Source organism: Stenotrophomonas nitritireducens, from assembly GCF_001700965.1.
GTDB lineage: Bacteria > Pseudomonadota > Gammaproteobacteria > Xanthomonadales > Xanthomonadaceae > Stenotrophomonas > Stenotrophomonas nitritireducens_A.
In genome coordinates, this window is the sequence record NZ_CP016756.1 from 4,432,000 (window position 1) to 4,458,631 (window position 26,632).

Genomic DNA, 26,632 nt, shown 5'->3' on the forward strand with positions numbered 1-26,632 from the left:
AAGGTCTTGATGTTCGTGAATACGTCGCTGTAGGCGCGGAAGCGTGTCGGCTTTCCGACACGGTGACCCCGGGGCGTGGCAATGCCATCGAATTCGCCGCTGCCAGAACGAAAACGGCCGCCGGAGAACCGGCGGCCGTCATGGCGATACCTGGGCAGGCGTGATCAGGGCAGCCAGGCGGCACGCCACTCCTCCAGCCCGGCACCTTCGAGCATCCAGTCGCGGTGCACCACGCTCTTCAATGTATCGCCCGCCTGCCGGCGTGCGCCGGCATCGGCCAGATGGTCACGGATGGCAGACACCCATTCGCGGTGGCGGTTGCGCACGCGGGTGACCGGCAGGCGAGGGTCGCGGTACGGACCGACGTCGCTGCACACCACCGGCACCGCACAGGCGCCGTACTCGAGCAGGCGCAGGTTGCTCTTGCACTCGTTGAAACGATTCTGCTCCAGCGGCGCGATGGCCAGGTCGAGCCGCAGCAGTGCCAAGGCGCGCGGGTACTGCGCAATATCCACGCCGGGATGGAACTCGGCCACATAGGGGCGCAGCCGGTCCGGGCACATGCCGAAGAACACCCAGTCCACTTCCTGCGCCAATTCGCTGACAACATCGGCAATCATTTCCAGATCGCCGGTATGGCCCAGCCCACCGGCCCAGCCAACCCGCGGCTTGCCCGTAGTGTTCAGCGGCACAGCGGGAAGCGGCCGCCACCAGTCTATGGGCAAGCGATTGGGCGCCACGCGGATGTGCTGATGAAATCCGGCGAATGCGTCGGCAAGCATGGGGGTTGAAACCACGAACCGGTCAGCCAGAGAAAGCGCCCGGCGCAGGCTGCGCAGCACATCACGGGGCATATGTTCGCGGTGCACGTTCTTGGCCGGCAGGTTGGGCAGGTAGTCATCCAGTTCGTAGACCTTGAACGCACGCGAGAATCCACGCATGCGCTGCATGCGGCCGAGGTCTTCATCGCCGACGCGCCGCTGCAGGATCACCACATCCGGATCGATCCGCGCCTGTTCAAGCGGGTGCAATAGCGTCGCGTAGAGAACACCTTCGATATGACCTTCGCGTTTCAAGGCCTCGAATGGCTGGATGACACGGTATTGTCCGCTGCCCCAAGGATCGGCGGGTTGCGCCAGGATCCGGGGTTGCGGTCGCGCCGGCAGTGGTTGCCAGGAAAAATCGGATTCGCCAAGGCGGTAGCCGCCTGGGGTGTCCAGACGCAGGCTCGGGTTGTAAGCGATGTCAGCGGCAAGTTCGGGTTGCCAGCGCTGCAGCAGCGTGTCCTCTACGTCCACCTGCAGTGCCGTGGCTTCACGCGAATGCAGCAGCAATGCATGTGGCGTCCAGATGCAGCGCAGGCCGCGCTGGGCAATCCTCAGGCACAGATCCACGTCGGCGCCGTGTTCGGCGAAAACCTCGTGGTCAAAGCCACTCAGCTCGTGGAACAGCCCACGTGCCACCAGCAGGCAGCTGTCGGCGACGGCCGTGCACGCGTGTGCTACCAGCAGGCGATTCATGTAGCCCGCAGCATCCATTGGCAGGCCCGCAAAGGCGAATCCAGCGCTGTTGAACAGCGCCGGCACCAGGCCTGCATGGGTGATCCGGCCTTCGCCGCATATCGTCTTGGCGCCCACCACGCCCACGTCGGGACGCTGGCCATGATCCATCAGCTGATGCAGCCATTCCGGTTGCAGTACCGCCACTTCCGGGCGCAGGAACAACAGGAAGTCGGCGTCGGATTGGGTGGCGGCAAGATTGCATGCTGCTGCATGACGCAGGGAAGGCTCGAGGCGGAATGAGCGGATACGGTCTGCTGCCAGCGCCTCCACCTGCTGCATCCAGGCGCTGATTGCTGGTTCAGCCCCGTTGTCGACCAGCAGTAGTTCGTAATTCGAGTAACGGGTCTTCTCAAGCAGAGAAATGACGCAGCGTTCCAGCAATGCCAAGCGGACATCTGCGGACACGACCACGATGATGCTCAGCGTGGGTTCGCTGCTGTGGCCGTGATCGACCTGCAGTACTCCGCTGGGCAGCGCCGTCACCGATGCCTGCGGGTGACCGCTCTGATGCAGGTGTTCCAGCACGATAGGCTGAAACGCCTGTGCCGGATGACGCGGGGGGTGACAGATCAGCAGCGGCTCGGGCAGGTGGCGGATGGCAGCGTCACCGTGCCGCCCGACCAGGCGCAGTAGCAATCCCAGCTCCGCAGCAGCGCCAGCATCCGCATCGAATCCGCCAGCACCCATCACCGCCGCGCGACGGAATATCCAATGGTGTGCCAAGCTGGCCGGGTCGCCCAACAGCAGATCCAGATCGAACCGGCCCTGCAGCATCGGATGTTGGTCACCGGAGGCGTCACGGTGCCATTCGTCCGCCCGCAACGCGCAGATTTTTTCGTCGATTTCCAGCAACTCGGCAAGCAGCCGCGCGACACCGGAGGCGAGAAGCTCAGTGCCCGCGTTGAGCACCATCAGCCACGGTGCGTTGCCGCGCAGGAGGGCGGCGGCTGAATCAGCTCGTGGTCCGGCAACAGGGTTGCCATCTGTTGCGTGCACTACAGCCGCGACATGGATGTGCCGCATCCCGGGAAGCGGCATCGCTGCATGTACGCTTGCGATCGAGCGGCGCAGCGCCGTCGGCGAGCAGCCATCGTCCATCACGATGATGTCGATCAGCGGCGTTGCGGCGTCGCCAAGCCGTGCACCAAGCCAGGCCTGCTGCGCGACGCTCGGTCTTCTGCGCGCCTGCCAATCCAGAAGCGGAGCCCGGGTATGGGCCACTTCCATGGCGTGTTCCAGCGCCTGCGGAAGATCGATGGGCTGCATCTGTTCCGGCAGTTCAAGCGCAGCAATGCGAACCTTGCTTGTGTCGCCGCCGCGGCACCAACCCAGTTCACGCAGCGCGTTGCGGAACTTCTGGTGCCATTGCTCGCCGATGCCGGGACGGTCACGCCCCTGCTGGCTGAACTGCAGGCGGGAGATGCGGAAATCGACCAGCGGACGCGCAATCATCGCCACGGGCCCTTGACGCAATAGCTTGACGTACATGGCGAGGTCAGCAAGCCAGCGGATCGGTTCGCCATTGAGTGCGGACAGCTGTTCGCCCATTTCCAGCAGCGGGGCACGCCGGCACAGCACCGCACTCGGCTCGCCGAGAAAATTGAGGCTGTGGTCGGCAAAGAAATCGATCAGGTCATGCCCATGGATCAGTACGTCATGGTGGGCAGGAAATGCGGTGGCCGGTTCATCCGGCAACGGGCTGCCGGTTTCATCAACGAGGCGGCGGCGCACGGCTGCCAGCGCCAGCTCCGGCACGCGATCAAAGGCATCGACGAGGCTGGCAATGCAGTCGTCATGCAGTACGTCGTCGTCATGCAGGAACTTGATGTACTCGCCGCTTGCCAAGCCAATCGCGCGGGCGGTACTGCGAACTTCCCATAACCTGTTCGGGTTGCGCGCGTAGCGCACCGGGAAATCGACACGCGCGGCGAAAGCCTCGACCATCGTCTGCACGGCCTGGTCACGGGAGTCGTCGCAGATAACCACTTCGAGCGGTCGGTAGGTCTGGCGACGGATGCTTTCCAGCGCCTGTGCAAGCCAGGTGGCCTTGTAGGCCGGCATTACCACGCTGACCAGCGGCGAGGGGAGGGGTACGGGCATCACTGTTTCTCTCGCGCAACGATGGCCGCCTTCACCCGTTGCACAACACGCTGCGTGTTGTGGCTGTCGAAGTGGCGGAAGAACAAGCGCTGCGCAGTGCGGTAATCGTGGTCGGGCGTAAAACAGGGCCGTGCCAGGACGCTGGCCAGCTGTGACAGAAATTCGTCGAAGGTCGTCGTCATCGGCCCGGGGAATGCCAGATCGAGGTCATACAGCAGCCCGTTCTGGTGCTGACGATAGTGATCCAGATCAAACGCAAAGCCGATCACAGGCAGGTCCAGATAGAGTGCATCGATGTATACCGACGAGTAGTCGGTGACCACGACGGCACTGTGGCGCAGCAACGAGGCGATCTCCTGGAACCGCGCATGGCCCAGGTCCAGCAGGCGCGTGCTGTTCTGCAGGGCGCCTGCGGTCAACGCCGCCGGTGCGTTGACCAGATAGTGGCCACGGTAACCGAGTACCGCATCGTGCCGGGCAAGCAGCGCCTCCAGGCGCATCAGCTCATCGGCGCTGAAACAATAGGTGCGCTGTTCTGCCACGCTGGCATCGCGATACGTGGGTGCGTACAGAACCAGTCGGCGGCCGGCCATCAGTTGTTGCAGATGTGCCATTTCCGCGCGCAGCGGTGCCGGCAGCGCATTTTCCGGCAGGCGCAGGAAGTCGTTCCGTGGCAGACCTGTGGCCCAGACGTTGGCAGGCGGGATGGGATGAAAAATGGCTGTCATCGCCAGCGCGTCGATATCGGATGATGCGATGAGCCCGTCATAGAACCCGCGCTCGCGTCGGCGGCGCTCGTCGCGGTCGCCGTGCCGGCGTTGTTCCGGGTTGGCTAGGGCAAACAGCCGCTTCAGTGGTATTCCATGCCACAGGTTGATCACCACGCGCCGACGCAGCACCGGTGCCAGTGCCGCGTAGCTGCCATCGCGCCAGCCCAGCGACATGTCCAGTGAGGTGGAATTGGTCAGCAGCAGCACACCGCAGCGGCTGAGCCGCCACAGTCCGAGCAGGGTATCCAGCATGAATACGCTGCTATGCGCAGTCTGCTCGATGTCCATCGGCAACCGGCCACCGCGCACGAAGACGTGGCAATGCACGTTGGGGTCGTGTTTGACCTGCTCATGTACGGCCCTGGCGTTCTCGATGAACTGCCCATGTTTCAACGGGTGGTCGAAGAACGCCCAGCGGTCCTTGCTTTTTGGAACCAGCAGATCAAGCAGCCGCCACAGCGCAAGCAGTGGAACGCCCAGCCAGCGCGAGGTGATGCGCCAGCGCCAGGGTACCGCTTCACTCATGCCGCCCGCACCCGGGCCTGCGCGGTGATCAAGCTGCAGACCATCTCCACCTCGGCGTCGCTGAGGTCAGGATGGATCGGCAGGCACAGGACCTGACTGGCGGCAAGCTGCGCCACGGGGAGATTGCTCTCCAGCGAGGAGGGCAAGCCACGGTACATGGGGAACTGGCTGATCAACGGGTGGAAATAGCGCCTGACCAGAATGTTCTCGCTGCGCATCAGCTGGTACAGCGCATCACGCGACAGGGCGAAATCGTCGTTCACCATCACCGGGAAATAGGCGTGGTTGCGTTGGATCCCGGCAGCGGGCGCAAGGCAGTGCAGACCGCGAACACCTTCCAGGCGCTGGCGATACAGTGCGTCGATCCGGGCACGGCGTTCCAACGCGCGGTCGATATGCTTGAGCTGCAACAGGCCGAAGGCCGCGCTGACTTCGTGCATCTTGCCGTTGATGCCCGGCGCAACCACGGTGGTCTCGTTGACGAAGCCGAAATTCTTGAGATGGTCGATGCGTTGTTTGGTGCGCGCATCGGGGCAGATGATCGCGCCGCCTTCAAACGTATTGAACACCTTGGTGGCGTGGAAGCTCAGTACCGACAGGTCACCGTGGCGCAATACGCTGCCCTTGCTGTCACCGACAGCAAACGCGTGCGCCGCGTCATAGATGACTTTCAGGTTGTAGTTGTCGGCGATGCGGCCAATTGCTTCCACATCGCAGGGCGTGCCATAGCAATGCACCGGCATGATGGCGGTGGTCTGCGGGGTGATGGCGGCTTCGATCTTGGCCGGATCTAGGTTGAAGGTGACCGGGTCGATGTCGACGAACACCGGCTTGATCCCGTTCCACAGCAGGGAATGGGCAGTGGCCACAAATGAGTAAGGCGTGGTGATGACCTCGCCGGTAATCCGCAGTGCCTGCAAGGCCGTGACCAGCGCCAATGTGCCATTGGCGAACAGGGCGATGTGCTCCACCCCGAGGTAGGCACACAGGGCTTTTTCCAGCGCCTGATGCATGTCACCGGCATTGGTCAGTATCCGGCTTTCCCAGATCCGCTCCAGATACGGGATGAACTCTTCCAGCGGCGGGAGCAGGGGGCTGGTGACCGGGATCGGCTTCTTGGTAGTCATCGCAAGCGGACCAAAAGGTTGGATTTCGGCGGGTTGCCGGCTTGCAGGGACATGCAATTCCCGTGCCCGGGCGCGGCGCCGCTCAGTTGACGGCCAAGCCCATGCCGCCGGCCTCCGGCGAGAACATCAAGCTGCCCAGTGATGTGCGCAGTGGGAGCGACTCCGCCCAACCCGGTGGCACCATTGCCTGACCGATGCGGTAACGGCCATGGATACCCTCTGCAGTGCGGTAGTGCAGAACCAGCCCGTACAGGGCGCCGGCGTCCCAGTCCGGTGCTTGCAGGTTCAGCCGGTAGCGCCAATGGTGCTCGCCGGTCCTGCCCTCGGACTGGAGCTGCCAGCTGCCTTCGCCATAGATCGAATGCAGTTCGAACCAGACCTCGCATCCGGCCATGATGTTGTCGTGCAGCTCCAGGGTGAGGCACAGGCTGCTTTCGTCCAGCGCGATATCCTTGAGGCGGAAAAAGCCGATGTTCGGGAACTGCAGGCGCATGGCGGCACGTGGCAGTGCGATCTCCTGGTTATCCAGGAACGGCTGTTTCCAGTAACAGGCGCCATCGATCTCTGCGATCCAGCCGCGCTCACTGGTCACCCCCAGCAGGAAGCACAGCCCTTCCACCTCGCCGCGCTTGATCAGCTCCAGGTACAGGCAGCGTCTGGCACCGAGCGCGCGGCAGTCCAGATCGCCATATAGCGCGAGCAGTTCCTGCATTGCTTCGATGAATGCCTGCCGGAAGGTCGGCGAAGCGACAATTCCGGATGCGGCGTGTAGGGCACGTTGCAGGTTGGCAACGGCGATTTCACGGCGGTAGCCAGCAGCTTGCGGGACGTCATCGAAGTCATGCCACTCCAGCTTCATCGAGCGGATGCGGTCGCGGAAGTTGTCGGCGTGGCGGATGTTCTGCGAAATGGAGGCAGTCGCGCCTTCCGGGCGCCGACGCCAGTAGTAGACCAGGCTGGGAATGATCACGGTACGTTTGCTGTACCAGTACGCACGGTGGACGAAGGGACGGTCTGCATACAACAGGCCCGGCACCATTCCCAGGCCGTTCGCGCGGAGGAAGTCAGTGCGGAATACCTTGTTCCAGTAGAAGCAGTCGTGGATGACGTCAGGGAACTCGTCCACCGAACCGAAGCTGCGGCGGCGAGCCCAGACATAGGGCTCGTACAGGAAATCAACCGACGAAATCTTGTCATCCTGCAGCCGCGCGGCACGGCCGATGACGATGTCGGCATCAGTCTGTAGCGCCTGCTCCATCATCATGCGGTAGCCGTCGGCGGTGACTTTGTCATCGGAGTCGACCAACGCGACATAGCGTCCGAGCGCAAGCGATACGCCCAGGTTGCCCGAGACGGCGCCGCCTTCGTTGTGCTTGCTGATGCACCGGAAGTTCGGGTGGCGCTGCTCGTAGTCGCGGCAGATCGCCAGACTCTCATCGGTGCTGGCATCATCGATGGCGATGATTTCGATATTGCGATAGTCCTGCTGTAGCAACGAGTCAAAGCATGCCGGCAGGTACTGTGCGGTGTTGTAAACCAGCACCACGATGGACAGCAGCGTGGGTTGGTCTTCGCTGGCAACGTTGTTCAGCGTCATGCACGCATCTCCCGCAACTGTTCCAGCGCGTCGACGTCGAATACCGGGATGCCGCGTGCCGACGCCACCTCGGCGCGTTCGCTGAAAGCGTCATCTATGAAGATGGCTGCCTCGCCCGGCGTGATGGCAGCACTCTTGGGCGAGCCATCGCGCAGGTGGACGATCCGTTCGAACAGATCGGCACAGATGCGGTGCTGCGCGAGGGTCTGCTCAGGTGTGCTGGCATGGCGGGTGACCAGCACCACGGGTATGTTGCGTGCGCTCCATTGATACAGCAAGGCCATCACCTGCGGTTCGGGCGCGCCGCGCACCAGCAATGTGTCGTCCAGATCCAGATAGACGCGCTCGTAGGCCAGTTCCGCCCGCCAGCGATTGCCCAATGCCCGGTCCATGACCAGCGGGTAGTGCTGCGGCATGACGGTAAAGGTACGCCCCATGTGCGCGTAGATGCTCAGCAATGGGTAGTTGATGCCGCGCATGCGGTTCAGTGCCATGGAGCCGGCAATGCGTGGTGCCACCTCCAGCAGCTTCGGAACACCGTTGTGGTCGCGTCGTGCCTGGAAGAACCAGGCACCCTTCAGCTGCAGCTCGGCAGCGATGCCCCGTGCCATCGCCTCCAGTTCGGCATCCGTTGTCGCAGGTTCGGTACGCACGCTGATTCCGGATTTGACACGCCCACGCAAGCGCGCGGCGGCATGCAGAAGAACGCCGATGCCGCTGGAAATGCAGTCCACGGTGTACTCGGTACCGGGCAGATATTCGCTGAAGACGTACTCGACGCTGCTGTTGGCCAGTTGCCGGTGCCGCGCTTCATCATCCACGCGCTCTGCGCCTTGGCTGCCCTGGCCAACAGCGGGCTTGGCGAATATCGGGTAGCCGGTGGCGCCGGGTTCTACGCCGTGTGGCACGATGCCCAGCCCCTGCAATCGTTCATAGGTCCTGTTCTTGTTGCGGCAGATGGCGGCCACGAGCGGATCAGGCACCATCGCCGTGGCGTGCAACCGCTCCTGGTTGTCGGCAAGGACAGGGATCACGCTGTCATGCGCTGGTATCACCAGATTGATGCCCCATGCATCGATCAGCACGTTGAGCTGGGAAACGAGCTCGGCGGAGTCTGCCTGCGCCGATATCTGCTGATAGCGTGCGTAGACGAACTCACCGTGGTCCGATACGGAAGACGCGCCATGCAGGCGGATATCCTTGGCATGGCACAGGGCGGCATGTATCTCCAGGCCAATTTCGGAACCGCAGGGGAAGACGAGCACGTTCACCGTCATGCTTGCGCGTCCTCGCAGGGCTCGGCCAGCAGCATCGCTTTGGAGCCTTGTGGCAGCTGCACCCATTCGAAGATGTAACGGTAGGCGATGCCAAGTTCGGAGATGAAACGGGGAATGGTAAGCACGTCGTCCCACTTGTGGTGTATGCACAGCGCCAGCTTTGGCTGCAAGCGGCGGATGGTCTGCATTGCGGCCTGCAATGCGGGAATATCAGCGCCCTCGATGTCCATCGTGGCCAGATCGAGGCATTGCGGTCCCTGCGGCCCATACAGGCCAGCGCCGACCTCGATCTGCTCCGCCGGCTGACCGCGACTGCAATCGGCGTCGGCCAGGGCAGGGGCAAGCGCATCAGGGGGAACGCAGTCCATGTCCGCCCAATGCTTGAGGAACCAGATCAGGAAGCGGTGCTGGTCGACGCGGCCGAGGCGCTCATACAGCAACGTTGAAATCGCGTCGGAGCTGGGCAGGTAGCGCTGGATGAGGCTGCGCAGGCGCGCGTCATCGTCGCCAGTGCGGCCGGCAGCCAATGCCACCAGATCGGTCATGAATCGGTTGCGGGCGGGAAACGGGCCGAAGAATGCATCGACCACGCGCTCGGCGGCGCCGCCGTCGTTGAGGGAACAGAAGCGCTCCCTGAAGGCGGTGTACCGATCGGCGTGCGCTGCCTGTACTGCGGGCAGGTCGGCCAGAAGAACTGCCAGTTCATCGGTGGTGCGCGCAATCGGGCCGGGCAGCTCCTGCTGCATATCAAGGTAGAAACCGCGTACCTGCCTGGCGTAGTGCTCCAGGTCGTAGCAATAGAACAGGATCGGCCGGCCAGTGGTGGCGTAGTCGAAGAAGATCGAGGAGTAGTCGGTGACAAGGACATCGGCCACCGCGCAAAGCTCGCTGGCATCGTCCACATGCGACATGTCGCGCACGTTCGCCGGAAGCTCCACGTCCTGCAAACCGGTGCTGATCAAATGGTGGCCTCGCAACAGCAGAATCTGATCCGGGGCCAGCGCCTGGGCGATCTTCACCAAATCCAGCTGCAGGTCGAAGTCGAACTGCCAGTGCCCGACCTGGCGGCTGTCGCGCCAGGTGGGCGCATACAGCACAAAACGATGGTTTGCAGGCAGCGCCAGACGGGCGAGGGCGGCCTCACGCTCCGCGCTTGGCGCGACCAAAGAGTCAGCCAAGGGGTAACCGGCTTCAAGTACAGGGCCCTCATAGCGGAATGCCCGTGGCAACACCTCGCTGGAATAGCGGTTCTCGCTGAGTAGCAGCGTCCATGCACGGGATTCCCGGTACAGATTTTCGCGCGCGTCGACTTCCGGGCCGGTCACGGTGATGTCATAACCCAACCGTTTGAGCGGCGTGCCGTGCCAGGTCTGCAGGTAACGCGTCTCCGGCTTGCGGCCATGTGCGGTGAACAGGATGTTGTTGACCCGGTACTTTGCCTGCGCCAGCAGGCGAAGGTACTCGCAGGAGCCACGGATCACCTGTTGCGGGTTGCCTGGAATCCGTTCGTCACCGTTGTAGGCCCAGACGCAACGCAGATCCGGGCGCATCCTGCGCAACGCTGCGTACACATAACGCGGATTGCCAGCGTAGGCCTTGCCGAAGAAGCTCTCGAACAATACGAGGTCTTCGTCTAGCGGCAATTCTTCAAGCAACGAGGGGAATGCCGCACGCAGGTTCTCGGCTTCCACCGTGGTTGCGTGCTGCTCCAAGGGTGCAGTGAACAGCGCCAGCGAACTGGCGCTGTCGCTCAGGTAGGCCGATATTCCGTGTCCCTGCACTGTGTCACGAAAAAAATGGCGGTCTCTGCCATCGGTGGTCGTGCCGATCAGTTGCTCGAACACACCCGTATCGCCCAGCGCAACCTGCACGTCCCAGCGTAGCGGCGTGTCTTCCAGCAACGCCGAGGCAGGCAACTGGACGCGTACCGCATCGCCCTGCTGATGCAACGCAAGCGCCAGGGTGCGCTTGCCGTCACGGCTACGCAGACGCAGGCCGCTGATGCCATGGGGGGCCGGCTGCAGTTGCAGCCACGGTTCGGTGCCGGCGCTGTTGGCAGGGACCTGGATGTGGAATACCGGCAACATCAGCGCGGCCGGCTGGGAGCTGCAATGGACGGCAGGGAAGTGCCGACGGGCGCCAGTTCAATTCCATCCAGTCGGATGCGCGCCTTGATCGATGAGCTGGAAATGTCCTCGGTCCGGGGGAGGTAACGCACCTCGCAATGGGCGCCGAGTGTGTCGAACTGCCCAGCCCAATCAGAACCCATCACCAGGATGTCGGCGCCGTGGCGACGGATGTCCTCGGCCTTCTGCTCCCATGTGTCCTCGGGAAACACACCATCCACATAACGGATGGCGCGCAGAACGGCTTCGCGGTCTGCATAGCACTGGGTGGAGGTCTTGTTCTTGATGGCGTTGAACCGGTCCGAGGACAGCCCCACGATCAGGCGGTCGCCCAAGGACCGGGCACGGCGCAGCAGATTGACGTGGCCGACATGCAGAAGGTCGAAGGTCCCGTAGGTGAGAACGATCGTCATGAGTGGGGAGTCCGGGCAAGCAGGGTTGAACTGCATCAGGCAAGTTCCGTGCCACGGACTGCCGGCGATTCACTCGCGGGTGGGGTTCCAGTAGCTCGACCGGGGGATACAGTCACCATCGGGCTTGTACGCCGGCTGTGCCATCGACAGGTGCGGGCGCTCCCAGGCAATGTCGCGGCGAGTCACACGTGCTGGCGTGCCAACGGCCACGCAGTTGTTCGGGATTGGGCCGGTTACGACGCTGTCCATGCCAATCACACTGCCATCGCCGATATGCGCACCGCCCAGGCAACGCGCAGCATAGGCCAGCCAGACATGGGCGCCGATCACGATGTCTTCTGCCGGGTTGATGCGAAGGCCGCTATGGATGTCGAAGATTGGATGTGCGTCGTCACCGCGCAGCTGCACGTCCGAGGCGAGCATGCAGTCGTCGCCGACGGTTATTCGCGCCCCTTCGCTGGTGGCGATGAAGGCCCGTGCGGTGGTGGTCACGCCGGCGCCGATCTCGACCACGGAGTCTTCACCCAGGCGGATGGTCGCAGAAAAACTGCCAACCGGGCCGGCAGGGCCTATCCGGCATTGCGCATTGGAACCGTGGAACTCGACGGCCACCGGGCCAAGCCGCGCGAGCGGGTGGATCTCCAGCGTGCAATTGCTGCCTTTGAACAAGGTGGTGAGATTGCCCATCGCGACCGGTGCAAGCACCCTGTTTCCGCGTTCATCGCGCAGTTCGCTGCGTTCAGCGACTGGCGTTGCTGATGTTTCGTTGCTCTCCACGGCGCTTACTCTGCCACCGGTTCGCGCTCGATACCGTACTTGCGCAGTTTCTCGACCAGCGTGGTGCGGCGCAGGCCAAGCAGCTGGGCGGCATGGGCGACCACGCCCTGGGTGCGTTCCAGTGCTTCGTTGATCAGGGTCAGCTCGATGTTGGCCATGTGATCACGCAGATCCATGCCCTCATTGGGCAGCTGACGGGTAGTTTCCGGAGCGGCGATCTTGTTGATCAGGTCCGTAACCGGGTTGGCAGACGTTTCCAGCGTGGCGGGCTGCTTTCCAAACAGCAGCGGACGTTCGTCTTCGACATTGGCAGCAGCCAGGACGGCCTTGTCGCCACGGTAGCGGCTGGGCAGGTCCTGCAGGCGCACGGTGCCGCCGGGATGCAGCACGGCCAGCCGCTCGACCAAGTTGGTCAGCTCGCGCACATTGCCGGGCCAGGCATAGCCGGCCAGGGCCTGCAGTGCCTCGGGAGCGAAACGCACTTCGCCACGGCCGGTACGCGAGAGCTGGGTGGCTATGGTCTCCACCAGTTCGGGAAGATCGCTGGCGCGTTCGCGCAGCGCCGGCACTTCGATCGGGAACACGTTGAGGCGGTAGAAAAGATCCTCGCGGAACTTGCCGTCGGTGATGCTCGATTCCAGGTTGCGGTGGGTTGCGGCGATGACCCGCACATTGCAGCGGATGGTCTGGTTGCCGCCGACGCGCTCGAAGCTGCGCTCCTGCAGCACGCGCAGCAGCTTGACCTGCATCGGCAGGCTCATGTCGCCGATTTCATCGAGCAGCAGGGTGCCACCTTCGGCCATTTCGAAACGGCCCTTGCGTGCACTCAGCGCACCGGTGAAGGCGCCTTTCTCATGGCCGAACAGCTCGCTTTCCAGCAGGTCAGCCGGGATCGCGCCGCAGTTGATGGCGATGAACGGCCCATCGCGGCGCGGCGAGCGCTGGTGGATGGCGCGCGAGACCACTTCCTTGCCGGTGCCGGATTCGCCCAGCACCAGCACGGTGGTATCGAAATTGGAGACCTGCTCGATCAGCTGGCGCAGCGCTACCACCGCCGTGCTATGCCCGGTAGGGCCGCTCTCATCGGCGTTGCCGGCCTGGTGCTCGGCATCCAGCCGCTTCAGGCTGGCGCGGCGCAGCAGCGCTTCCATCTGCGCATGGCGCATGGGCTGTTCCAGCGGCCAGACATTGGCTTCGTGCAGGCCGTAGTGGCGCGAGAACGCAAGCGGGTCGCCTTCAGCCAGCAGGATCGGCGGCGGCAACGAAGTGCCAGCCAACCAGGTGAAGAAGCCGGCAGCGCGGTCGGCATCTTCAAGCGTGCCCACCACCACGGCCATCCAGTCATTGCTGCGGTGGCGGCTGACGTCGATGTCCTGCGCTTCGCTGACCCAGCGCGGGTTGAAATCCATGAATTCCAGCAACGCCAACGTGCGTTCGGCGCGCATGCCGTCGGCATCTATCACGAGAATGCGTGACTCACTCATGTTCCTGCACCTTCAGGCTTTCCAGGATGGGCATGACTTCCTGGATGTAGGACAGTTTGCTGACGAAGTTGTCAGCGCCGGCGCGCAACGCATGTTCGCGGTGCTCGGCGTCATCGAAATGGCTGGCGATGACGATGTACGGTGGCTGGTCCTGGGTCTTGATCAGGCGCGTGGCCTGCAGGCCGCCCATTTCCGGCATGGCCAGATCCATCAGCACCACGTGCGGGCGCAGGGCTTCGGAGCGCTCGATCGCCTCCAGCCCGTTGGCGGCACTGCCGACCACTTCCAGCCAGTCGACCTTGCGGAAATGGCGCATGGCGGCGTTGATGAAGCCTTCATGGTCGTCGACCAGCACTACGGTGAGCTTGTTCATGGAAATCCTTGGTCTCAGCCCACACGGGCCAGCTGGGGCTTGCTGCTCTGGCGGCGACGCTCGCGGGCCGGGGCGATATCAAGCTGTTCGCGGTATTTTGCGACGGTCCGGCGCGCAATGTTCACGCCCTGGCGGGACAACAGGCCGGCGATGGCCTCATCGGCCAGGGGGCGGGCGGGTGGTTCTGCATCGATCAGGCGCTTGACCATGGCCTTGACGGCCTGGCCGGAGACACTGGCGCCTTCCAGGCGAACGGCGAAGAAGTGCTTCAACTCAAAGGTGCCACGCGGCGTCTGCAGGTACTTGCCGGAGGTGATGCGCGACACGGTGGATTCGTGCATGCCGATCAGGTCGGCCACTTCCTTCAGGGTCAGCGGCGCCATGCATTCATCGCCATTGACCAGGAACGCGGCCTGGCGCTCGACGATGACCCGCGCGGTGCGCAGCAGGGTGTCATAGCGCATCGACAGGCCACGGGTCAGCCAGCGGGCTTCCTGCAGCATTTCGCGCAGCGGCTGGGCGGCCTCGCCGCTGCTGTCGGCCACCACGCGCTCATAGCCGCTGTTGATGGCCAGGCGCGGCGTGGTTGCCGGATTCAGTGCAACCCGCCACTGGCCGTCAGCGTGCCAGGCCACCACGTCCGGGACCACGGTCATTTCCTGCTGCGGCAGCAGGGTGTCGCACGGTCGCGGCTGCAGCGAGAGAATCAGCCGGAAAGCTTCCTGCACGTCGGCGACTTCCGCATCCAGTGCGTTCGCCAGCGCGGCGTAATCATGGTTGGCCAACAGCTGCATGTCGGCATCGAGCAGGCGGCGCGCCAGGTGCCGTGCGGGGACATGGCCGGGCAGGGCGGTGAGCTGGGCCAGCAGGCATTCGTGCAGGTCTACTGCGGCCATGCCGGCAGGTTCGCCCTGCAGCAGACGTTGGCGAATGGCTTCGATCTCGATGCCGGTGCGGTCGAGGCGGGCACTGGCCAGCTGGGTCAACTGGGCCACGGGCGCCTGCAGGTAACCGGCATCATCACAATGTTCCAGCCAGAAAGCGGCAACGGCCAGGTCAGCCTCGTCCAGCTCGAAGGCCAGTGCATTGAGGATGCGCAGCTGCGGATCGGTGGATTCGCCGGCCGCGACACGGGCCATGCGGTCCTCGTCATCGGCATTCCAGCTGGCGCCGGGGACATCCCACAGATTACTTTCGGGCAACTCGTCGAACGCAGCGGTGTCGGTCTGAGCGCTGTCAGCGGCAACAGTCACCGGCGCGTCTTCCACCAGTTCCTGCAGCTCCAGCAAGGGGTTGTTCTCCAGCGCCTGGCGGACTTCCAGTTCCAGCTGCATGCCATTGAGCTGCAGCAAGCGGATCGATTGCAGCAACGCAGGCGTGAGGTGAAGTTGTTGTCCCAGCTGGGTAGACAGTGCGGCTTTCATGCAGGTTCCCGTTGCGCCCGGTTGATCGGCGCGTTGTGGAACGCATCTTGCGTGCTTCATGTCGGGGCGGTAATAGGTGCCGACCCGATAGCTGTCGTAATCGCCCTTACTTCATGTAGGTGTAGCCCCTACATGGCGCCGATAAATTGGCGCGTCGCCGCGGCCATGTGCTTCCAACTTGTTGATTTCAATGGCGTGGTGCCAAGCGGTGACGGGTTTCCGATTTCGTGACGCAGCTTCACTTTGCCCGGACTGCTGGCGTCAAACAAGCTCGTTTTCGTGGCGGACGGCCAGCAAAAGCAGGTCATTGGCGCGGCGACAGCCCAGCGCTTCCATCATCCGCGCACGGTGGGTTTCCACCGTTTTGATGCTGATGCCCAGATCCGCGGCGATTTCCTTGGTGGTCTGGCCATTGCCCAGGCGCCGCAGAATCTGCTTCTGCCGGGGCGACAGCGCGCCGATACCGGTAGCGCGTTCCTTGCTCATCAACGGCGCCAGCATTTTTGCCGAAATCTGCGGGCTCAGGAAAACCTGCCCTGCATGCGCTGCGCGCAGCGCCAGTTCCAATTCCGCCGGTGCCGCATCCTTGACCAAAAAGCCAACTGCGCCGCGGTCCAGCGCATCACGGACATGGGCGGCATCGTCGTGCATCGACATCATCACCGCGCGTGCGTGCGGCAGGCGCTGGCGGATGTCGGACAGTGCTTCCAGCCCTGAACGGCCGGGCAGCGACAAGTCGAGCAGGATCAGGTCCGGTACGTGGAAAAGCGCCATTTCCAGTGCCTGGTCGGCGTTGCTGGCTTCGGCCACCACCTGGATACCGTCAAATGTCTGCAGCAGCCGGGCAAGCCCAGCGCGAACCAAGGTGTGGTCGTCGACAATAAGAACGCGCACTGGGGACCGGGTCATATCAGAAGGCTGCACCTTAGCGGAGCGGGGGCGCAGGCGCCAGCACAGCAGACTGGAATGTGCTCACCGGTTGCGGCGACTGTCGGCAATCTGCTTGCGGTGCACGCGGAACAGATGGCGCTCGACGGCTGCCAGCAAGGCTTCGTTCTGCGTGTCCAGCTTTAGCCACAGCTGCACGCCCTGGGCGGTTGCAGCCTCTGCCAGCACCATGACCGGCAGTTCAATCTGGTCGGGCAGCCATTCAGCGGGCTGCAGCTGCACGATGCCCTTGGTGCCAGCTGCGTAACCGGCAAGCTGCGTACGTTGCAGGCGCAGCCCAAGCCGTGACCAGCGCAATGGCGTTGCGGCTGCCGCGGGCGCGTCACGTTGCAGCAGGCGGCCCAGCAGCACCAGCGTCAGGTCCAGGCGTGCCTCCAGCCGTTGCAGTTGCAGGCTGGTGTCACCACGCTCGTCGCTGCCGTCATCCGTGCTGCGCGCGTCTTCCACCAGCGCGATGCTGCGCAAGAGCATCTCGCTGCTGCCGGGGCGCTGCAACTGGGCACCGGCCTGGAACTCGACCGGCAGCGACAACTCGCAACTGAGCGTGTCATCGAACAGCTCGGTTTCTGCCGGATGGTCGATGACGGTGCTGTTCATGCCAGGGTCCCTGCCTGCTGATAGGCGTTGGCTGCACGGGTCGATTGGCGTTCGGCACGCAGATGGGCGGCGGCGTCATCGCGCAGCTCGCGCATCCGCTCGGTCAGGGCGTGCTGCTGTTCCAGCAGCGCCTGCAGGGCATCGGCTGCGCCGGCTGCGCCGTTGTCCTGGATGTAACCGCGCAGGCGTTGATCATGGGCGGCAACAATCTGCTCGGCACGCGCGTGGTCTTCGGCGTCGATGGCGTTCTTCAAGGCATCCAGGTCAGCGTGCAGGGCATCCAGTACCTGGCCGGCGGAATCGGTCATCAACGTGCCCCGCCAGCATTTGGCATGGCGCGCTGCTCGGCAGGAATGGCGTTCCAGGCGGACTCGATCTCGGTCATCAGCGACAAGGACTCCTGCAGGGCATTGACGTCGTTGTTGAGATTACCTTCGGTCAGGCGGTGCAGTACATAGTCGTACAGCGCCGACAGGTTGCCCGCCACGTCGCCACCGGCCTCATGGTCCAGCGAACCATTGAGATGGCCAATGATGGCGCAGGCCTCGCCGATCGCCTTGCCCTTCAGAGCCTGGTCGCCGCTGGCCAGGCAGGCCTCGGCGCGGCGGATGCGCTCGCCGGCGCCTTCAAGCAGCAGCGCGACCAGACGATGGGGGTCCGCATCGATGGCACGGCTGGAAACGCCGACCTTGCGGTACTGCTCGGCATAGTGGCGGTTGGCACCGTACATGTGGATGGGACTCCTTTGTTTCAGCCGCTGCACGAGATGTTCGTCGCAGCGGCAGGTGGTGGATGAAAGTGTCGTGGTACTGCGATGCCGCGCTTACCTGGAACCGGAGCTCAGCTGCTGGCTCAGGTAATTGCTGGTGCTCTGCATCTGGGCGACCAGGGTGTCCATCGCAGTGAACTGCTTGGTGTAACGCTCCGATACCTTTTCCATGCGCGCGTCGAGCGCATCCAGGTCGGATTCGAGTTTCTTGATCTGCTTGTTCAACGAGTTGGTACGCAGGGTCAGCGTGCCCTGGCTGTCCAGGTTGCTCTTGAGCATGCTGGTCACGCCGCTGGAGAAGCTGCCTTTGCTGCCCAGCAGCGCCTGCGCCGCGCCCGGGCTTTCGGCCACGGTCTTGTCGAAGGTGGTGCTGCTGAAGCTGAGCGTGCCGTCCTTGTTGATCGCCACGCCGAGCGCCTTCAGGTCGACGACGTTGGCGCTGAGCAGGCCGCGCATCTGCTGCTGCAGGCCACGGATCATGGAGTCGCCGGTCAGCGTGGACGCCTTGTTGTTGGTGGCGTCGTAGCTGGTGGAGCTCTTGAGCAGGCTGGTGGTCGCGTTGTAGGCGCTGACGAAGGCCTGCAGGTTGATCTTCAGCGGCGAGTTGTCCTGGGCGACGGTCAATGTGCGCGTGGTGCCCACCTCGGCCTTGCTCAGGTTGAGGGTGATGCCGGGAATGATGTCGGTGATCGCATTGCTGCTGGACTCGCGTTCGAAGCCATCAACGCGCACCTTGGCGTTGCTCGCGGCGGTGGTCTCGGCCATGCCGCCGGCAGTGCCGTCCCAGGTGAGTGCGGACAGGCCGCCGTTGCCGCCGCTGGTGGTGACCTTCAGCGCACCGTCGGTACCGGCATTGACGGCGTTCATCACCAGATGCTGGCCATCGCTGGCAGTGATGATGGTGGCGTTGACACCCTTGCCGTTGGCGGCGCTGTTGATGGCAGCGGCGATCTCGGTCAGCGTGGCACCTTGCGGGATATCGACATCAAGCGTCTTGTCATCCCAGGCGAACGTCAGCTTTCCGTCGCCCACCGGCGCATCGGCGGCGAACGCGCCGGAACTGAGCTTCTGGGTCGTGGCCAGGCTGAGCACTTCAACGTTGTAGCTACCGGCGGTTGCCAGGGTCTTGCCGGTGCTTGGATCGGTGATGATGCTGGTGCTGAAACCAGCGCCCTCCGGTACCGTGGCCTTGTAGGACCGGATATCCGCACTCTTGGCCATTGCCTCCAGTGACGCCTGCAACCCACTCAGCGAGCTTTTGATATTGCCCAACGCCGACAGTTTGGCGGTTGCCGCCGTGCCCTGCGAGTTGATGCGATTCTCGGCCGGCTTGCGTTCGGCAGCGACCAGCTTGGCAACGATGGTGGGGATGTCCAGGCCGGAGCCGACGGCAGCGAGAGAGGAGGTGGCCATGTGTTTCCTTGGTCTAGGCGGAAGGACGCCTGTGCAGCTATCCCTTGTATCGGCACGCCTGCCCGGCAACTTTAGGCAGACGGCGACGGTTGCCGTGCAGACCATGCAAGTGGCGTGCCGCAATGGCCCAGACGCACCCAGCAACTGCGCCAAACGCAGAACCCCCGCCTGAAAGCGGGGGTTCTGGAAACGTCATCGTTGGGGCCGGTCCACCGGCCCCGCGAGCTGCTTAGCGCAGCAGGCTGAGCACGTTCTGGGTGGAGCTGTTGGCCTGCGAGAGCATGGCGGTACCGGCCTGCTGCAGGATCTGGTTGCGGGTCATCTCGGCGGTTTCCTTGGCGTAATCGGCATCACGGATGCGGCCACGCGAAGCAGACAGGTTTTCCGAGGTGGTGGACAGGTTGGAGATGGTGGAGCTGAAGCGGTTCTGGATGGCACCCATGTCGGCGCGCGAGCTGTTGACCGAGGTCAGTGCCTTGTCGACGATTTCCAGTGCCTGCTGCGAACCTCCGACGGAGGAGATGTCCAGGTCCTTCAGGAACAGGGTGCCGGCAGTTGCGTTGTCAGCCACGGTCCCGTCTGCGATGCCGGCGCCCGAATAAGCCAGGCCTGCAGCATCGTTCTGGGTGGCGTCTTCGAAGGTGAAGTCCTTGCCAGCCTTGACCGAGGTCATGACCAGCTTGTTGTCCTTGTCCAGGGTTGCATAAACGCCTGACTGGTCCATCTTTTCATTGATGGCAGCGGCAACTTTCTTGCTGACGTCAGCGCCGGTGTCGCCGACGGCGACCTTGACGGTTTCGATGGAGATGCCGTTGACCTTCATGCCGCTGATGGAACCGGCCGAGGTTGCGGCGCCCGATGCCAGCGCTGCGGTCGAAGTAGCGGCGGCGGCGAATCCGGCGCGGCCCAGTGCGTCGATGTTGGAGTCGACGATGCTGTTGATGCCGATGGTCTGGCCAGCGTCAGCGCCAACCTGGAACAGGGCGCCGGAGAAGCTGCCGTCCAGCAGCTTGGTGCCGTTGAAGTTGGTCTGGTTGGAGACGCGATCGATTTCCTTCAGCAGCTGGTTGACTTCCGAGTTCAGCGCTTCGCGGTCGGTCGAGGAGTTGGTGGCGTTGGACGACTGCACAGCCAGCTCGCGGATACGCTGCAGGTTGTTGCCGATTTCGACCATCGCGCCTTCAGCGGTCTGGGCCAGCGAGATGCCGTCGTTGGCGTTGCGGGTTGCAACATCCAGGCCGCGGATCTGGGTGGTGAAGCGCTCGGAGATGGCCAGACCAGCGGCGTCGTCCTTGGCGCTGTTGATACGCAGGCCCGAGGACAGGCGCTGGATCGAGGTGGCCAGGCTGCTGCCGCTCGTGTTCAGGTTGCGCTGAGCATTGAGCGACATGATGTTGGTGTTGATGACTTGTGCCATGGTTTCGGATTCCTTTTTGTCGTTTGATCCGGCAGCTCACCTGACCGGTACTGAGTGCAGTGGGAAGTGCCGTAGGGGCCGCAGTACCGCTGCTGATATCAATAACGGCAGCACCCTCCTGCGCTTTAGGGCTACTACACGCTCGGATTGACAAAAATCGCTGTCCATTGATGGAAGTACCCGGAACCCGGCATGTGGGAGCGGCGTAAGCCGCGAAGCAGTGGGTATTTGAGGCATTAGAGAACCTGTACCTTCAGCAATCTCAGCGTCGCGGCTTACGCCGCTCCCTCATATGGCCCTGCAACGCAAAAACCCCGGCTAGCCGGGGTTTCTGCGTTGAACAGGTGCGGCCGGCTTACTTCAGCAGACTGAGCACGTTCTGCGGCACCTGGTTGGCCTGGGCCAGCATGGCCGTACCGGCCTGCTGCAGGATCTGGGTGCGGGTCATCTCGGCGGTTTCCTTGGCGTAATCCGCATCACGGATGCGGCTGCGCGAGGCGGAAAGGTTCTCCGAGGTGGTGGCCAGGTTGGCGATGGTGGAGGTGAAGCGGTTCTGGATGGCGCCCATCTCCGCACGCGAGCTGCTGACCGCGGTCAAGGCCTTGTCGACGATCTCGATCGCACGCTGCGAGCCGGCGAAGTTGGAGATGTCCAGGTCTTCCATGTGGCGGGTACCGCCGCCATTGGCGGCCACACCGGCGGCTGCGGTGGTTGCAGCCAGGTCGGCGGCCAGCGAGACGGTGATGCCGGTGCCGCCGGTCAGGGTGCCATTGGTGACGCCGCCGAAATCCTGGCCTGCCTTGACCGAGGTCAGCTTCAGTTCGCCAGCTTCGACGGTGGCGTACATGCCGGTCTGGTCCAGCTTGTTGTTGAAGGCCTGGGCAACCTTCTTCTGCACGGCGGCAGCATCGTCGCCGACGTCGATCTTGATGTCGTCCAGCTTGATCTGGGTGGGTGCAGCGGCGCCCGCCGCGGTGACGCTGACGGTGATGCCGCTGATCGTACCCGAGGCGGTGGCCGGGGTACCGGCGATGCCGGCGCCGCTCACGTTGTCGGCAAAGCCGGACTTGCCCAGCGTGTCGATGTTGGCATCGACAATGGCATTGATGCCGATGGTCTGGCCGGAGTTGGCGCCTACCTGGAACAGCGCGCCGGTGAAGCTGCCATCAAGCAGCTTGGTGCCGTTGAAGCCGGTCTGGTTGGCGACACGATCGATTTCCGACAGCAGCTGGTCGACTTCGGCATTCAGCGCCTGACGATCGCTGTCCGAGTTGGTGGCGTTGGAGGACTGCACCGCCAGCTCGCGGATACGCTGCAGGTTGTTGCCGATTTCGACCATCGCACCTTCGGCGGTCTGCGCCAGCGAGATGCCGTCATTGGCGTTGCGAACGGCCACATCCAGGCCGCGGATCTGGGTGCTGAAGCGCTCGGAGATGGCCAGGCCGGCGGCATCATCCTTGGCGCTGTTTATGCGCAGGCCCGAGGAGAGACGCTGGATGGACGTCGCCAGGCTGCTGCCGCTGGTGTTCAAGTTGCGCTGGGCGTTCAGCGACATGATGTTGGTGTTGATGACTTGTGCCATGGGACTTCTCCGTTGTGTTCGGTGACGTGGTGCGTATGAGGAAGTGGAGGGATGCGGATTACGGAATCAGCGGATCATGTTGAACAGCGACATCGACTGCATCTGGGTGAAGATGGTCTGAGCCGCCTGCAAGGCCGCGCCTTCGAGCTGGTACTGCCCGATGGCCTCGGCATAGTTGAGGTCGCGCAACTGCGACAGGGAACTTTCCAGGGTGATGCTGCTGGCTTCGCGCAGCGCCGCCGCATCGTCGATGGATTTGAGTTGTGCACCACCGGCGGCGCGCGCGTCGATCAGGCTTCCCGATGCACGTGCGACGTCGCGCATGCTTGCCTGCAGTGCGTTCTGCTGGGCGGTGCGGCCGGCTTCGGTGGAGGTGTCCATCTGCAGCGCCTGTACCAGCTGGTCGATGGTGCTGAAGACGTCACGGGTACTGGCTTGGCCGGCGGTAAAGGCATCGCCGGTGGCCGGGGTGCCTTCAATGCGCACCCGCAACCCCTGGAAGACGATGTCTTCGCCGGTCTTGTAGGTGCCGGTGCCGACCACGGTATTGCCGGCGTCGACAACTTCATAGGTATCGGTGCCGGTGAAGCGCAGCGTGAAGCTGCCGCCGTTCCAGCTGCCCGAACCATCACGGCTGATATCGGTCAGCACTGCCTTGCCGGTATTGCCGGCGGCGGCTGCTGCATCCACCGTACCGTCGCCGGTACGGATGCGCAGGAACACCTCACTGCCCGGTTGTGCGTCCTTGACGAAGGCGCCGGGTGCGACCTCAACCTGGCGCTGGATCTGGTCACCGTTGTAGGTGACCGTGCCATTGGCCAGGGTGAACGGTGCGGCACCATCGGCGGCGCCACCAAACAGGTAGCGGCCGTTGCCGTCGGTGGTGTTGGCCAGGGCCAGCATCTGGTCCTTGATTGATTGCAACTCGGCGGACACCGTCTTGCGGTCCTCGGCTGACAAGGCGGCGTTGTTGGCCTGCACGGTCAGTTCCGAAACCCGTGCCAACAGTTCGTTGGCCTGCGACAAGGTGTTTTCCTGCAGGCCGAGCCGGTTCTGCGCGGTGTTGGCGTTCTTGCCCAGCTGTTCCAGTTCGGCCAGCACGCGGTCCAGGCCAACGGCGGTACCGGAGGCGACCGGATCATCCTTGGCAGTGACGATCTTCTTGCCGGTGGCCAGCTGCTGCTCAAGATGGTTCATCTTGCTCTGCTTGGACAACATCAGCGAGACCGACTGGTCGTACATCATGTTGCTGGAGATTCGGTTGCTCATCAGCCCACCGCCTTCAAGATCGTCTGGAACATGGTGTCGGCGGTGGAGATCAGCTGTGACGCGGCCTGGTAGGCCTGCTGCAGCCGGAGCATGTCCGCCGCCTCTTCATCAAGGTTCACACCCGAGATCGAATCCCGTGATGCCTTGGCGTTGTCGTTGATCACCTGCTGCGCCTGCAGCGAGTAGTCGGCTGCACGCGCGGCCGAGCCGATCTGTGTCGTCAGGCCACCAAGCGCGCCGTTCAAGGTGACCGTGCCCGCGTTGAATGCCTTGGCATCTTCCACGCCGGCCAACCGCGAGGCATTGCCGTTGTCACTGGAACCTGCAGCGGTCTTGCCGATATCGAAGCGATCACCGGTGGCGGGCTTGCCGTCGAGCACGATGCTCCAGCCATTGGCGCTGATGGTCTGTCCCGGGGTATAGGGATAGGGGCCGACACCGTCGATGGTGTAGTTGTTGGCGTCGGTGAAAGCGATCACCGCCGGGTTGAGCAGGGCAGGGTTGCCAGCATTGAGTACGTCCAGCTTGCCGAGCACGCCGGTGCCGGTATTGCCCAGCACGGCGGTGCCCTTGACCGGATTGGCGGCGGCAATGCGCGAAGGATCGGTGATCGCCACCGACAAGTCGTTGGTTGCGCCAGCGGTGGGCTGCAGCAGGAAGCGGTCATTGGCCGCAGGCGTGCCACCCACCACGAACTGCACGCCGTTGACCACGAACGGGTCAGCCGCGGTGCCGCTGCCGGTCATCGGCACCGCAGCTCCGGAATCGGCGCGTGTGGCCTGCCAACTGGTGCCATCGAACTTGAGCAGCAGGTTCTGCCCGTCCAGCGCGCCCAGGTCACCATAGCTGGCGTTGAGCGTGGCTGTGCCGGTATTGGCGCTGTGCGCGGCAATCTTCGGCGTGCCGAGATTGAAGAAGTTGCCCCCGAGGTTGCCGTACAGGTCCATGCCCTCGGCGTGGGCCTGGTTGAAGGATTGCGCCATGCCTACTGCAATCCGCCCAAGTTCAGCCTGGGCCGGAGTCAGCACGGTCTCGCGGAACTCGAGCAGGCCGCCGATCTGTCCGCCCATTGCCTTGTTGTCCAAGGTGACGGTCATGCTCTGGGTCTTGATGGCCAGTTGCAGACGTTCGGGCTGGTAGGGATTCGGTGCAGTGGTGATCTGCGACGCCGTCGTGCCCACCACCAGTGCATGGCCGCCGGCGGAATAGACGTTCATCACGCCGCCGTCCTGAATTACCGCGGTGCCGCCGGTATAGCCGACCAGCTTGGAGATCAGCTGGTCACGCCGGTCCAGCAGGTCGGGCGCGGCGGCAGCGGCATTGCTGCCGATGGCACCGTTGATCTGCGCGATCTCCTTGGCCAGCCGGTTGACCTCGCTGGCCGCGGAGATCAGGCCGTTGTTGACCTCGCTGTTCAGATTGTCGAGGTTGCTATTGAGCTGCTTGAAGCGGTTCACCAGGGTGCCGGCGTTGTCCAGCACGTCGCGACGGTCGGCGGTGCCGGAGGCGTTGGACGCCAGTCCGTTGACCGCATCGAAGAAGTTTGACCACACGCCGTTGACGTTGGTGGCTGCGTCCGAGAACAGCGCGTCAACGCGGTCCGCCATGCCGGACAGCTGCTGCAGGCGCGCCAGCTCACCGTTGCTGTCGAGCAGGCGCGAAATGGCGAGCTGGTCGGCGACACGACGGATGTCGGTGATCTTGGTGCCGTTGCCGACATCGCCATAGCCCACGTCGCTCGGGTCGCGAGTGGCGAAATCCATCTTCTGCCGGCTGTAGCCGTCAGTCTTGATGTTGGCGACGTTGTGGCTGACCGTGGCCAGCGCCCGTTGGAAGGCGATCAGCGCGCTGGTGCCAGTGGAAAGAACATTAGACATGGACGGCTATCTCAACGACGGGTGATGCCGGTAGCACCGGCGTTACTGGCAATGGTCTGGCCCAGGCGCGCACCGGCATCGCCGATGGCGGCGACAGCGCGGCCGATAGTGGGCCCGGCGGCGATGGCGGCGATCTTCGCCGCGTAGGCCGGATCGGTGGCGTAGCCGGCGCGTTGCAGGCCCTGCGCGAAGCTGCGCACATCGCTGCCGGCGCTGAGCGCGGCCTGGTAGCGGGGGCTGGTTTTCAGCATGCGGACGTAATCGCCGAAGCTCTCGGCCATCGAGCCATAGGCACGGAAGCTGGCGGTTTCGTTGCGCCGCTGACCGTTGACGTATTCGTGGGTGCCGGTGGTGGCGCGTTCGCCGCTCCAGCCGTTGGCCTTGATGCCGAACAGGTTGTGGCTGCTGTCGCCGTTGTCACGTTTGATGTGGCGCTTGCCCCAGCCGGTTTCCAATGCGGCCTGTGCAACCAGTGCGCGCGGGTCCACGCCCAGCTCGCGCGCGGCGCGTTCGGCATGCGGCCAGATGCTGGCGACAAAGCCTTCCGGCGTGTGCTTGCCGAGCTTGTCGGCGGCAAGGTTGGCGGTGGTGGTATCGACAGCGTCACCGCGCTGCGCTGCGGTTGCATTGCTCCAGCGGTCGTTGCCCATCGCCCAGTCGGCGGCGGGTGTGTCGACCAAGGTGTCCTGATACGGGCTGGCGCTGCTCAACGAGGCATGGAAACTGCTGCTGTCACGGCCGGCAATCAGATCCAGCGCCTGCGCCTGCGGTGCCATATAGGTGGATTGGTCGCCGATGTTCAATGACGACAGGGGATCCACGTTGCCTGCCGATGCCGGATCCAGCGGCAGGGCAGGCGCTGCCGGGGCGGTCAATTGATAGGCACGCGCGGCAGCAGCGGGCTTGATGCGGGGATCAACGTTGGGTGTATTGGCTGCATCGCTGCCGCCGAGCTGGCGCGCGATCATCGCCGACAGGCCGAGCCCACGGCCGCGCGTCATCGCCTCGGCAATGCGCTGATCGTACATCTCGCGGAACATCTGGTTTTCGCCCGGGAACAGCGAATCGCCGAAGCTTGCATCACGCATGCTCTTGACCAGCATCTGTGCGAACTGGCCTTCCAGCTGGCGGGCAACCTTGTCGATCTTCGCCGGATCATTGGCGAGGGCCGGGTTCAGTTCCAGCGATGGCGCGGCGATACGCAT

21 protein-coding genes are annotated in these 26,632 nt (G+C 63.7%); all 21 read right to left on the minus strand.

Annotated elements, in window-relative coordinates:
• Positions 1 to 164: 164 nt before the first annotated feature.
• The 21 genes from BCV67_RS18880 to flgJ all read right to left on the minus strand — a co-directional run bounded on the left by BCV67_RS18880 (position 165) and on the right by flgJ (position 26,632).
• The gene (locus tag BCV67_RS18880; RefSeq protein WP_065868180.1) at positions 165 to 3,662 is read right to left on the minus strand and encodes a glycosyltransferase; all 3,498 of its coding nucleotides are present in this window, start codon (positions 3,660 to 3,662) and stop codon (positions 165 to 167) included.
• Complete coding sequence (locus BCV67_RS18885; protein WP_062167605.1) at positions 3,662 to 4,957, minus strand: CDP-glycerol glycerophosphotransferase family protein; 1,296 nt, start codon at positions 4,955 to 4,957, stop codon at positions 3,662 to 3,664. The genes BCV67_RS18880 and BCV67_RS18885 overlap by 1 nt, the downstream gene beginning before the upstream one ends.
• On the minus strand, positions 4,954 to 6,084 hold the full coding sequence (locus BCV67_RS18890) for a DegT/DnrJ/EryC1/StrS family aminotransferase (protein WP_062167603.1): 1,131 nt from the start codon (positions 6,082 to 6,084) through the stop codon (positions 4,954 to 4,956). Before BCV67_RS18890 ends, BCV67_RS18885 begins: the two co-directional genes overlap by 4 nt.
• A gap of 82 nt (positions 6,085 to 6,166) precedes the next feature.
• Positions 6,167 to 7,681 (minus strand): glycosyltransferase, encoded by a 1,515-nt coding sequence (locus tag BCV67_RS18895; RefSeq protein WP_062167602.1) that lies wholly within the window; start codon positions 7,679 to 7,681, stop codon positions 6,167 to 6,169.
• Positions 7,678 to 8,958, minus strand: coding sequence for an ATP-grasp domain-containing protein (locus BCV67_RS18900; protein ID WP_062167600.1), 1,281 nt, complete (start codon positions 8,956 to 8,958; stop codon positions 7,678 to 7,680). The genes BCV67_RS18895 and BCV67_RS18900 overlap by 4 nt, the downstream gene beginning before the upstream one ends.
• Positions 8,955 to 11,045, minus strand: coding sequence for a CDP-glycerol glycerophosphotransferase family protein (locus tag BCV67_RS18905; protein ID WP_062167598.1), 2,091 nt, complete (start codon positions 11,043 to 11,045; stop codon positions 8,955 to 8,957). Before BCV67_RS18905 ends, BCV67_RS18900 begins: the two co-directional genes overlap by 4 nt.
• Entirely contained in the window at positions 11,045 to 11,497 is a 453-nt protein-coding gene (locus BCV67_RS18910; RefSeq protein ID WP_062167596.1) for an adenylyltransferase/cytidyltransferase family protein, read from the minus strand. The genes BCV67_RS18905 and BCV67_RS18910 overlap by 1 nt, the downstream gene beginning before the upstream one ends.
• Before the next feature lie 69 nt (positions 11,498 to 11,566).
• A complete protein-coding gene (locus BCV67_RS18915) occupies positions 11,567 to 12,202 on the minus strand; it encodes an acyltransferase (protein ID WP_197430087.1) in 636 nt (211 codons plus the stop codon).
• A gap of 77 nt (positions 12,203 to 12,279) precedes the next feature.
• The gene (locus tag BCV67_RS18920) at positions 12,280 to 13,758 is read right to left on the minus strand and encodes a sigma-54 dependent transcriptional regulator (RefSeq protein WP_062167594.1); all 1,479 of its coding nucleotides are present in this window, start codon (positions 13,756 to 13,758) and stop codon (positions 12,280 to 12,282) included.
• Positions 13,751 to 14,131, minus strand: coding sequence for a response regulator (locus BCV67_RS18925; protein WP_062167592.1), 381 nt, complete (start codon positions 14,129 to 14,131; stop codon positions 13,751 to 13,753). The genes BCV67_RS18920 and BCV67_RS18925 overlap by 8 nt, the downstream gene beginning before the upstream one ends.
• 14 nt (positions 14,132 to 14,145) lie before the next feature.
• Positions 14,146 to 15,555, minus strand: a complete 1,410-nt coding sequence (rpoN, locus tag BCV67_RS18930; RefSeq protein ID WP_062167590.1) for an RNA polymerase factor sigma-54 — start codon at positions 15,553 to 15,555, stop codon at positions 14,146 to 14,148.
• A gap of 261 nt (positions 15,556 to 15,816) precedes the next feature.
• Positions 15,817 to 16,449 carry a response regulator gene (locus tag BCV67_RS18935; RefSeq protein WP_062167588.1) on the minus strand — a complete coding sequence of 211 codons (633 nt, stop codon included), beginning with the start codon at positions 16,447 to 16,449 and terminating at the stop codon, positions 15,817 to 15,819.
• 78 nt (positions 16,450 to 16,527) lie between these two features.
• The gene (locus BCV67_RS18940) at positions 16,528 to 17,100 is read right to left on the minus strand and encodes a PilZ domain-containing protein (RefSeq protein ID WP_062167586.1); all 573 of its coding nucleotides are present in this window, start codon (positions 17,098 to 17,100) and stop codon (positions 16,528 to 16,530) included.
• Positions 17,097 to 17,408 (minus strand): hypothetical protein, encoded by a 312-nt coding sequence (locus BCV67_RS18945; RefSeq protein WP_062167584.1) that lies wholly within the window; start codon positions 17,406 to 17,408, stop codon positions 17,097 to 17,099. The genes BCV67_RS18940 and BCV67_RS18945 overlap by 4 nt, the downstream gene beginning before the upstream one ends.
• A complete protein-coding gene (fliS, locus tag BCV67_RS18950; protein ID WP_062167582.1) occupies positions 17,408 to 17,830 on the minus strand; it encodes a flagellar export chaperone FliS in 423 nt (140 codons plus the stop codon). The genes BCV67_RS18945 and fliS overlap by 1 nt, the downstream gene beginning before the upstream one ends.
• A gap of 93 nt (positions 17,831 to 17,923) precedes the next feature.
• A complete protein-coding gene (fliD, locus tag BCV67_RS18955; RefSeq protein WP_062167580.1) occupies positions 17,924 to 19,282 on the minus strand; it encodes a flagellar filament capping protein FliD in 1,359 nt (452 codons plus the stop codon).
• A gap of 229 nt (positions 19,283 to 19,511) precedes the next feature.
• The gene (locus BCV67_RS18960; protein ID WP_062167578.1) at positions 19,512 to 20,699 is read right to left on the minus strand and encodes a flagellin; all 1,188 of its coding nucleotides are present in this window, start codon (positions 20,697 to 20,699) and stop codon (positions 19,512 to 19,514) included.
• A gap of 355 nt (positions 20,700 to 21,054) precedes the next feature.
• Positions 21,055 to 22,281, minus strand: coding sequence for a flagellin (locus tag BCV67_RS18965; RefSeq protein ID WP_062167576.1), 1,227 nt, complete (start codon positions 22,279 to 22,281; stop codon positions 21,055 to 21,057).
• 66 nt (positions 22,282 to 22,347) lie between these two features.
• Positions 22,348 to 23,550: a flagellar hook-associated protein FlgL gene (gene flgL / locus BCV67_RS18970; RefSeq protein WP_062167574.1), complete on the minus strand. Its 1,203-nt coding sequence runs from the start codon at positions 23,548 to 23,550 to the stop codon at positions 22,348 to 22,350.
• A complete protein-coding gene (gene flgK, locus BCV67_RS18975; protein WP_062167572.1) occupies positions 23,550 to 25,427 on the minus strand; it encodes a flagellar hook-associated protein FlgK in 1,878 nt (625 codons plus the stop codon). Before flgK ends, flgL begins: the two co-directional genes overlap by 1 nt.
• A gap of 11 nt (positions 25,428 to 25,438) precedes the next feature.
• Positions 25,439 to 26,632, minus strand: a complete 1,194-nt coding sequence (gene flgJ / locus BCV67_RS18980) for a flagellar assembly peptidoglycan hydrolase FlgJ (RefSeq protein ID WP_062167570.1) — start codon at positions 26,630 to 26,632, stop codon at positions 25,439 to 25,441.

Coding starts and splice junctions, on each gene's coding strand:
- flgJ (WP_062167570.1), bottom strand. CDS start 26,632: ATGCGTATCGCCGCGCCATCGCTGGAACTGAACCCGGCCCTCGCCAAT.
- BCV67_RS18925 (WP_062167592.1), bottom strand. CDS start 14,131: ATGAACAAGCTCACCGTAGTGCTGGTCGACGACCATGAAGGCTTCATC.
- BCV67_RS18965 (WP_062167576.1), bottom strand. CDS start 22,281: ATGGCACAAGTCATCAACACCAACATCATGTCGCTGAACGCCCAGCGC.
- BCV67_RS18920 (WP_062167594.1), bottom strand. CDS start 13,758: ATGAGTGAGTCACGCATTCTCGTGATAGATGCCGACGGCATGCGCGCC.
- BCV67_RS18900 (WP_062167600.1), bottom strand. CDS start 8,958: ATGACGGTGAACGTGCTCGTCTTCCCCTGCGGTTCCGAAATTGGCCTG.
- flgK (WP_062167572.1), bottom strand. CDS start 25,427: ATGTCTAATGTTCTTTCCACTGGCACCAGCGCGCTGATCGCCTTCCAA.
- flgL (WP_062167574.1), bottom strand. CDS start 23,550: ATGAGCAACCGAATCTCCAGCAACATGATGTACGACCAGTCGGTCTCG.
- BCV67_RS18885 (WP_062167605.1), bottom strand. CDS start 4,957: ATGAGTGAAGCGGTACCCTGGCGCTGGCGCATCACCTCGCGCTGGCTG.
- rpoN (WP_062167590.1), bottom strand. CDS start 15,555: ATGAAAGCCGCACTGTCTACCCAGCTGGGACAACAACTTCACCTCACG.
- BCV67_RS18880 (WP_065868180.1), bottom strand. CDS start 3,662: ATGCCCGTACCCCTCCCCTCGCCGCTGGTCAGCGTGGTAATGCCGGCC.
- BCV67_RS18940 (WP_062167586.1), bottom strand. CDS start 17,100: ATGAACAGCACCGTCATCGACCATCCGGCAGAAACCGAGCTGTTCGAT.
- BCV67_RS18905 (WP_062167598.1), bottom strand. CDS start 11,045: ATGTTGCCGGTATTCCACATCCAGGTCCCTGCCAACAGCGCCGGCACC.
- BCV67_RS18895 (WP_062167602.1), bottom strand. CDS start 7,681: ATGACGCTGAACAACGTTGCCAGCGAAGACCAACCCACGCTGCTGTCC.
- BCV67_RS18910 (WP_062167596.1), bottom strand. CDS start 11,497: ATGACGATCGTTCTCACCTACGGGACCTTCGACCTTCTGCATGTCGGC.
- fliS (WP_062167582.1), bottom strand. CDS start 17,830: ATGTACGGTGCCAACCGCCACTATGCCGAGCAGTACCGCAAGGTCGGC.
- BCV67_RS18960 (WP_062167578.1), bottom strand. CDS start 20,699: ATGGCACAAGTCATCAACACCAACATCATGTCGCTCAATGCTCAGCGC.
- BCV67_RS18945 (WP_062167584.1), bottom strand. CDS start 17,408: ATGACCGATTCCGCCGGCCAGGTACTGGATGCCCTGCACGCTGACCTG.
- BCV67_RS18890 (WP_062167603.1), bottom strand. CDS start 6,084: ATGACTACCAAGAAGCCGATCCCGGTCACCAGCCCCCTGCTCCCGCCG.
- fliD (WP_062167580.1), bottom strand. CDS start 19,282: ATGGCCACCTCCTCTCTCGCTGCCGTCGGCTCCGGCCTGGACATCCCC.